The organism is Serratia sp. TSO36, from assembly GCF_057808395.1.
The window spans coordinates 1-7,299 of sequence record NZ_JBJZOU010000019.1 but is presented as its reverse complement, the minus strand read 5'-3'; the positions used below and the strand labels follow the sequence as shown (position 1 = coordinate 7,299).

The 7,299-nt window shown below is 47.2% G+C and carries 7 protein-coding genes; 3 read left to right on the top strand and 4 right to left on the bottom strand.

What is annotated here, in order from left to right; genetic code table 11:
- Both ACK3CV_RS16870 and ACK3CV_RS16865 read left to right on the top strand, forming a co-directional pair.
- The coding region (locus ACK3CV_RS16870; protein ID WP_489009882.1) for a hypothetical protein at nucleotides 1–180 on the top strand (180 nt) is incomplete at its 5' end.
- A 164-nt stretch (nucleotides 181–344) separates the two neighbouring features.
- On the top strand, nucleotides 345–1,571 hold the full coding sequence (locus ACK3CV_RS16865; protein ID WP_164140953.1) for a deoxyguanosinetriphosphate triphosphohydrolase family protein: 1,227 nt from the start codon (nucleotides 345–347) through the stop codon (nucleotides 1,569–1,571).
- A gap of 263 nt (nucleotides 1,572–1,834) precedes the next feature.
- Here ACK3CV_RS16865 and ACK3CV_RS16860 read toward each other — a convergent pair whose 3' ends face one another.
- Both ACK3CV_RS16860 and ACK3CV_RS16855 read right to left on the bottom strand, forming a co-directional pair.
- Nucleotides 1,835–2,728: an ion channel gene (locus ACK3CV_RS16860; protein ID WP_164140952.1), complete on the bottom strand. Its 894-nt coding sequence runs from the start codon at nucleotides 2,726–2,728 to the stop codon at nucleotides 1,835–1,837.
- Between the two features lie 373 nt (nucleotides 2,729–3,101).
- Nucleotides 3,102–3,995 carry a LysR family transcriptional regulator gene (locus ACK3CV_RS16855; protein WP_164140950.1) on the bottom strand — a complete coding sequence of 298 codons (894 nt, stop codon included), beginning with the start codon at nucleotides 3,993–3,995 and terminating at the stop codon, nucleotides 3,102–3,104.
- A 107-nt stretch (nucleotides 3,996–4,102) separates the two neighbouring features.
- Between ACK3CV_RS16855 and ACK3CV_RS16850 the strand changes: the two genes are divergently transcribed.
- Nucleotides 4,103–5,410, top strand: coding sequence for a serine hydrolase domain-containing protein (locus ACK3CV_RS16850; RefSeq protein WP_164140948.1), 1,308 nt, complete (start codon nucleotides 4,103–4,105; stop codon nucleotides 5,408–5,410).
- Between the two features lie 89 nt (nucleotides 5,411–5,499).
- Here the strand turns inward: ACK3CV_RS16850 and ACK3CV_RS16845 are convergent, their stop codons facing one another.
- Both ACK3CV_RS16845 and ACK3CV_RS16840 read right to left on the bottom strand, forming a co-directional pair.
- Nucleotides 5,500–6,273 (bottom strand): ankyrin repeat domain-containing protein, encoded by a 774-nt coding sequence (locus tag ACK3CV_RS16845; protein WP_164140946.1) that lies wholly within the window; start codon nucleotides 6,271–6,273, stop codon nucleotides 5,500–5,502.
- Nucleotides 6,274–6,421: 148 nt separating this feature from the next.
- Complete coding sequence (locus ACK3CV_RS16840; protein WP_197768094.1) at nucleotides 6,422–7,180, bottom strand: ankyrin repeat domain-containing protein; 759 nt, start codon at nucleotides 7,178–7,180, stop codon at nucleotides 6,422–6,424.
- Nucleotides 7,181–7,299: the final 119 nt, after the last annotated feature.

Sequence of the window (7,299 nt, the reverse complement as noted above, 5' to 3'; positions counted from 1 at the left end):
GTGGGATGGGTGGGGGAGGGAAAATATTGGAATGAAAATAGAGGTAATAATGTCGTTGGTTTATTAATTGTGAATTTAATTATTTTATGTGGCTATATTTTGTTGAAGGAGAGTTTGGTAAGGTGTGTTTTATGGTCGAAGTTAGGTAACAATTACTGTTTGTGCCAAAAGCGGAAGTAACACAGAGTAGTCTATGTCAGTTAATAGGAAGTAGGCTAAGTTGTGCATTTTGAAACTGCGGTAATAGGGCGTACTCATTAATAAATAATCACTTTATAGAACATAGCCATCAAGCTTGTTCATCCTGTATTCTAGCTTAATGACTTCCTCAGCAAGGATGAAATATGTACGACAATGAATTAAAAGCATTTGCTCAAGAGCAAGAGCAAAAGTTGATCAACGCCTTGGCAAATACTAGAGAACACTTTGGTGCCAATTTTGAAGTAAGAAATCGAGATGACTATCAGCGGGATTACGCACGAATTCTGTATTCATCATCATTTCGCAGATTACAGGGAAAGATGCAGCTTTTTGAAGTCGATCCTGAAAAATTCAACAGAAACAGATTAACGCACAGTCTTGAGGTAGCGCAGATCGCCAGAAGTATCGCATCAGACCTCGAACTGGTTCATCCTGTGGTGGTTGAGCTGGCGGCTCTCGCGCATGATATCGGCAATCCCCCATTCGGTCATTCAGGTGAAAAACTGCTTAACGAGCTGTCTATGGATATTGGCGGTTACGAAGGTAACGCGCAGGCGTTACGCATCCTGAGGAAGCTTGAAAAAAAATATGCAGACTGTAGTGGCTTGAATCTGACTAACCGCAGCTTGCTTTCGGTTGTTAAGTATCCCAATACCCGTTCCACTGCTAAAAAATTCATTTATGATGACGACTTTGATTTTTACAAAAACCTACTTTCTGAAAGCCAGCTTGATCTGAAACCTGGAGAGAAAACGATTGATGCGCAGATAATGGATCTTGCGGATGAAATTGCCTATGCAGCACATGATCTAGAAGATGCCCTAAGCAGAAACATTGTCACGATCGAAGACATTGAGTATGAATTTCTGATTTCTGAAGAATTCCAAGGCGCGTTAGACCAGTTCAGGGAAATTGTCAGTAAGTCAAAGGCAACAGCCTTTCAGGCAATTTCACTCAAGACCTCAGAAGAGTTTGCAATGATTTTCCGTAAGGAATTGACTTCCAATATTGTCAATCGCCTCGTCACTGACATTTCTGTAATAAAGAACAAAAATGGCTTTGATGAGCTTGGATTCGGAAACCTGAATGCTTTATCTGAAGGCCTAAAAAAGCTTCTTTTTAAAGTCATCATGCGAAAACGAAATATACTCTCCTATGAGTTCAGAGGAAATGTAATAATCAATGATTTATACGTTTTCTATAACAAGGATGAAAATTATAATTTCCTCTCTCCTGAACTTAAGTTTTCCTTGCCGAAATATGACACTGACGCATTTGAGGCCAAGAAAAAACGGGCGGTTGTTGACTATATCTCAGGTATGATGGACACGTTTGCTATAAAAGAATGGGAAGCGCATTGTCTGAAATAATATAATTAGATACCAGTGGTGTGAATACTGCCGGCAATACTAATATAAGACCGTTAAGAGGTCATTATGCTGTGATGTTGACAAAAGCAAGAGTCTCCGGGAGAGCCAACTTCTGTTGGGATATAAAAACTGGAAGGCATAGCCCGTTATTCGGGCATTGCAGTGGATGATACGTTAGTGATCTCTGAATCGATTGAAGTCTAAGGTTATCAGGGCTGCAATAGCAGCCCTGTGCCAGGAGCGAAACAGTTAGGTCCTATGGATTATCGTGAATTTTTATTTTTTGACAAGAAACTTTGAGTTACGTTGGCTAGCACCAAAATAGATAACAACAGTTGTATGCAAACTAGCATTCTGATTAATCTTGAGTTGGCTACTAAATCACCAAATGTAGTCGTTGTTGATATTCCAATGCTGTAAAAAGCGAAATCCCAAAAGTTGAGATCTTCCTTTTGACGTTTACTCAACAAATCTTGTACATTATTTCTTATTTTGATTATTTCTTTGTTATTTATAATTAATTTGGATCTTGTGTCATCTATTATTTTATTGGTGGCATTTAATTCAGAAACGAGCTTTGGATCATTGAAATCACCAACATGTGACAAAACATATTCTAAAGCATCGAGTTCTGAATTTGCTATCCTGAGTTTAATTTCAGATATTTCGATATTTTTATCAGCCAACATAATATTAAACTGGCTGTCTTGAATTTTATCCTTCTGTGACAACATAGCCTTAAGCTCACTTTCTTTAATATTCAGCGCCTTGTGATGTTTTAGAGACGCTTCATCCTCATACGCCTGTGTATTCCTAGCCCATGCTTTTGACAGATTTACGTTTATTAATTTTAGCTGTGATTCTTGCTGGGATAGTATACTTTCAAGTTTAATGTTTTGACTAATTATTCTGTCATATTCTTTTTTTGCTTTCAATGTCTCTTTTGAAAAATCCTCGTTTGAAATATTATCATAATCTACCTGAGCTTCACCATTATACGAAAACGCTAAGTTTATAGCATTATGAATGGGTGTGGAATTCAGAGCGTTATTTTTTATGAATGAGTCTGGATAAACTGACCAAGTAAAATAGTATAATGCAGCAAAGAATAGAATTATCAGAGAATATATTATTGCAGCTTTGTTTTTAATTTTCATGGTGATAATGATTTATTTTCTTCATTTCTTCACAGTTTAACAAAATGGCTACCGAAAATACATTTTTTTGAGTATACGCATGCAATATGTACCAGTTAGTGTCTGCTGCCCAACTTGTAAGTATCCCGCTTTAAGGGAGCAATCATTTTTAGGGCCTCACTTCCTCCAAGAGATGAATGTCCGTAGAACGCTCAAAACCGCCCCTCTAATGCCGTCGTTTAAAGCAATAAACCAGCGCTAGCAGTGCTGGAGCGAAGGTGATGAGGAGCTTATAGGGGAAAACAGCAATCCCTGCTAAAGTACGTTCGGATAAACAACATAGTTGATGAGTGCTACGGCTCGGTAACAACACCGCAAATCTAACAGCGACTCTTCATTCCCCAACCCCCCGCCACAACCCCGGCAACAACCCCAACGTCTCATCAATCAGCGCGCGTCGGTCATTGCCTGGTTTCCAGATGGTCACCACGGTTTGGCTGATCCCCTGGCTGCCCACTTCGGTGCGCAGCGTGCTGACGTTTTTCCACCGTTCGGCATGCATGTGCGTCGGCAGGAATCCCCAGCCGCAGCCTTGTTCGAGCAGGGCGCGCAGCATCTCCAGCTCGTTGGTAAATATTGTATGCCCGGAAATTTGCAGGCGGCGCGCCACGGGCTCGTCAGAATCCGGGTGCATGATCACCTGCGGTGTTAGCGAAAGTTCCAGCAGCGAGAGCGGCTGTTCCGCGCCGGGGAAAAGCGTTTTGGCGGCGTAAAAATCCATCTCTATCGCCCCTAAGGCGCGCCACTCCATGGCGTCGCCCACGCTGCGATGGCGCGCCTGGCAGATCCCCAGATCGGCCTGGCCGCTTGCCAGCAGCCTTTCCGCTTCGTCGCGCGAGGCGTTAATCAGGCTCAGGCGGGTGTTGCGTTGGGCCATGGTGGCAATCAGTGCCTGCAGCAGCGCGCGGGGCGTGAAGGGATCGTAGACCAGCGAAATTTCCTGCGCCGCGCTCTTCGGCACGTCTTTGGCAAACGCCTCAAACGCTTTCACTTGGCGCATCAGTAGGTGCGCCTGGCGCTGCAGCTGTTCGCCTTCTGGCGTCAGGTGCAGGCTGCGCCCCTCGCGCAGGAACAGCGCATAGCCCAAGCCATCCTCGAGAAAATCAATCAAATCGCGCAGCGTCGTGCGGTCTTTGCCCAGCTTGAGCGCGGCTTTCGCCAGGCTGCCGTGCTCGGCCACGGCGGTGAAGGCTTCCAGTTGGGCAAAGGAATAAATCAGGCTTGGCACACGGTGCTCCCGTCGATTTTGCGGGGGATTTTCCCCCATCAGGCGTTTTTTATTATAGGCCGCGTTTTTTTAAGCTGAACGCCTTCCTGAGCTAAGCGAGAAAAAATATGAAAAGCAAAGTGTTTAACCGCAGCCTGCTGGCGGGCGTTGTCATCAGTCTCTGCAGCGGTCTGTTAGCACCCGCCGCGCTTGCCGCCTGTGCGGGCACCGAACTCAGCGCCTGTCCGGCGCCTTTTGATGCGCAATTGCCAGACACGCACAAGATGCTCACCTGGAGCCAGAGCGACCGGGTGATCGGTTTTCGTAACGACTACCGCAACTATGCGGGGGATGTGTTTCACCACGGCAACGCCGTGCCGCTGCTGGCCGCCGCTAAACCGTTAACCGACGCCAGCTATCGGGTGAATGGCAAAACCTACCACCTGCAGGATTACCTGCAGCGCCAGAACGTCAGCGGTATGCTGGTATTGAAAGACGGCAAAATCGCCTGGAAATATCTGGGGCAGGGCAATACCGACGCCACCCTGTGGACGTCGCGCTCCGTGGGCAAATCCGTGGTCGCCACGCTGGTGGGCGTGGCGATTAAACAGGGCAAGATCCGCTCGCTCGACGATCTCATCACGCAATACGAACCCGATCTGAAAGGCACCGCGTGGGACGGCGTGACCCTCAGGCAGCTGATCACTCATACCTCCGGCGTGGCGTGGAATGAGGATTACACCAACCCGAAATCGGACTTCGCGCAGCTGACCGAGTGTGAAGCCAAACCCGGCACCTACGCCTGCGTGCGCAAGCTGGTGGCCGGTTTGCAGCGTGCGCATCCGGCCGGGCAGAACTGGTCTTACTCCTCCGGCGGCGCGTGGCTGCTGGGCGACGTGTTGGAACGCGCCACCGGCATGCCGCTGGCGGCCTATCTGCAGCAAAGCATCTGGCAGCCCTACGGCATGGCGAGCGACGGCGTGTGGCATGCCTACGCCAAAGGGCAGCACGACGTGGGCGCGCACGGGTTCAACGCCACGCTGGAAGACTGGGGGCGCTTCGGCGAATTCATTCTGCATAACGGGAAGCTGCCGAACGGCAAACAGATCTTGCCGGCCGATTGGGTAGCCCAGTCATCCAACTGGAATCGGGCGGCGGGCTCGGTGTCGGCGGCCCATCCTGACGGCATTTACGGCTACCAGTGGTGGAACAACGAAGTGCCGGTGAATGCGGCCAACGTGGAACCCGCCCCGCAGGCTTCCCTCAAACATTCCCTGTGGGCGCTGGGGATCTTCGGCCAGATGATTATGGTGAATCAGGCGGAGAATCTGGTGATCGTCCAGTGGTCTACCTGGCCGCAGGCGGAGCCGTCCTTCAGCGCGCAACCGCTGGAGGCATCGCTGATGTTTAGTGCGATAGCGAAGGAACTGCGTTAAGCCCGTGGAGCGAGCAGGGGCGGATGGCGGTTGCCATTCTGCCTCTGAGCGGCATATTCCATGTCTTCGACGCTGACCTTAAGGGAGTCTCAATTCTCTACAGGTAGTGGAGGCCAGTCACCACCCTTTTTAATTAATAACTCTTTTATCTTGTCAATTTTCTCTTTATCCTCGGCATCTCCTACACCTCTATCTATAAAGCGCTGAAGCTGATTGCCCATAGTCCAACCAAACTTGCCTTTGATTTTACTATCTGCGCCTCTCTCTAACAAAAGAATTGTATGATCAAATGAATGAGAATCCAGTGAGTTTATTAACAAGGTATTGCCCAATGAGTCCCTTGTGTTTATATCCGCATCATAATCCAGCATCACCTTTAATGTTTCAGGGTTTTTCGCTTCTAAAGCTTCGAATATAATGGGTTGATTGAATACCTTGTCTTTTGCGTTTGGCGGTAAACCTCCGTCGAGCATGGCCTTGATCCAAATTCCCTTGTCGGCTTTCATGACAAATTCCGCCGGGCTGCTTCCCCCTTCCGGTCTGGGCTGCAACGGGTCTGCGCCAGCTTTAACCAGGTCGGTTATTATTTTCAGCCTTTCCGGCGTATTTTTATCATAGATTGCGTTTAGCACCGACCAAAACAGCAGGGTCATGTCCGCCTTAACCGGTCGATTCAGTTCTTCCTTGCTTATAGAGGGAAGCTTCTCTTTCAGTTTCACTTCATCGCCATCATAAATCAGCTGTGCGATGTCCAGCTGCCGGCCTTCAAAAAAATCCTGTGGTTCATATTCCATGCTTTTTTTGCATCCTTGCACCATGAGAACAGTAAACAGTAGCGCTATTGCCATTATCAATTTGCTCATATTCTCCCCCTGAGAATGGTGACATCCTCGTCTGTCTGGTCTTCAATCCGTTTGATTGCGTGGTCTATAGCGTGCTTATCGAAAACCAGATGTAACCTGACAGCTTCAGTATAAATAACCGGCAGCTGTCAGATCTGCGTTGATGAAATTACTGCGTTTCCTTTGCTCCTCTCAAAAGCATGAGCTCGAGTATTTTCCTACACTGTTCATTGTATTCTGAGCCATCTTGGCTGTCTTTTATTTGCCGATTCACTGCTGTTAACAGCGAAAGATTGTTTATATTTACCGGGTTAGGATTTGCCCCTCGATTGAGCAGTAGGGTCATGTGCTCAAAGGCTGAGCTAAAAAAAGCATCCATTAATAAGGTTTGTTGCAAGGAGTCTCTGATATTTATATCCGCGCCATAATCCAGCATCACCTTTAACGTTTCAGTGTTCTTGGCTTTGATTGTTTGGAATACAATGGGCTCATTGAATACCTTATCTTTTGCGTTTGGCGGTAAACCGCCGTCGAGCATGGCTTTGACCCAAATCCCCTTGTCGGCTTTCATGACGAATTCCGCCGGGCTGCTTCCTCCCTCTGGTCTGGGCTGCAACGGGTCTGCGCCAGCTTTAACCAGGTCGGTTATTATTTTCAGCCTTTCCGGCGTGTTTTTATCATAGATTGAGTTCAACACCGACCAAAACAGCAGGGTCATGTCTGCTTTCACTGGTCGATTCAGTTCTTCCTTGCTTATTGAAGGAAGCTTCTCATTCAGTTTCACTTCATCGCCATCATAAATCAGCTGTGCGACTTCCAATTGACGGCCTTCAAAAAAATCCTGTGGTTCATATTCCATGTTTTTTTTGCATCCTTGCATCATGAGAACAGTAAACAGTAACGCCATTGCCATTATCCACTTGCTCATATTCTCCCCCTGATAGTGGCGACATCCTCGTCTTTCTGATCTTCAATCAACTTTATTGTCTGGTCTATACCGTGTTTATCGAGCAGGGTTCCTGTCCCTCCGGTAAGAGTGTGCGGTAT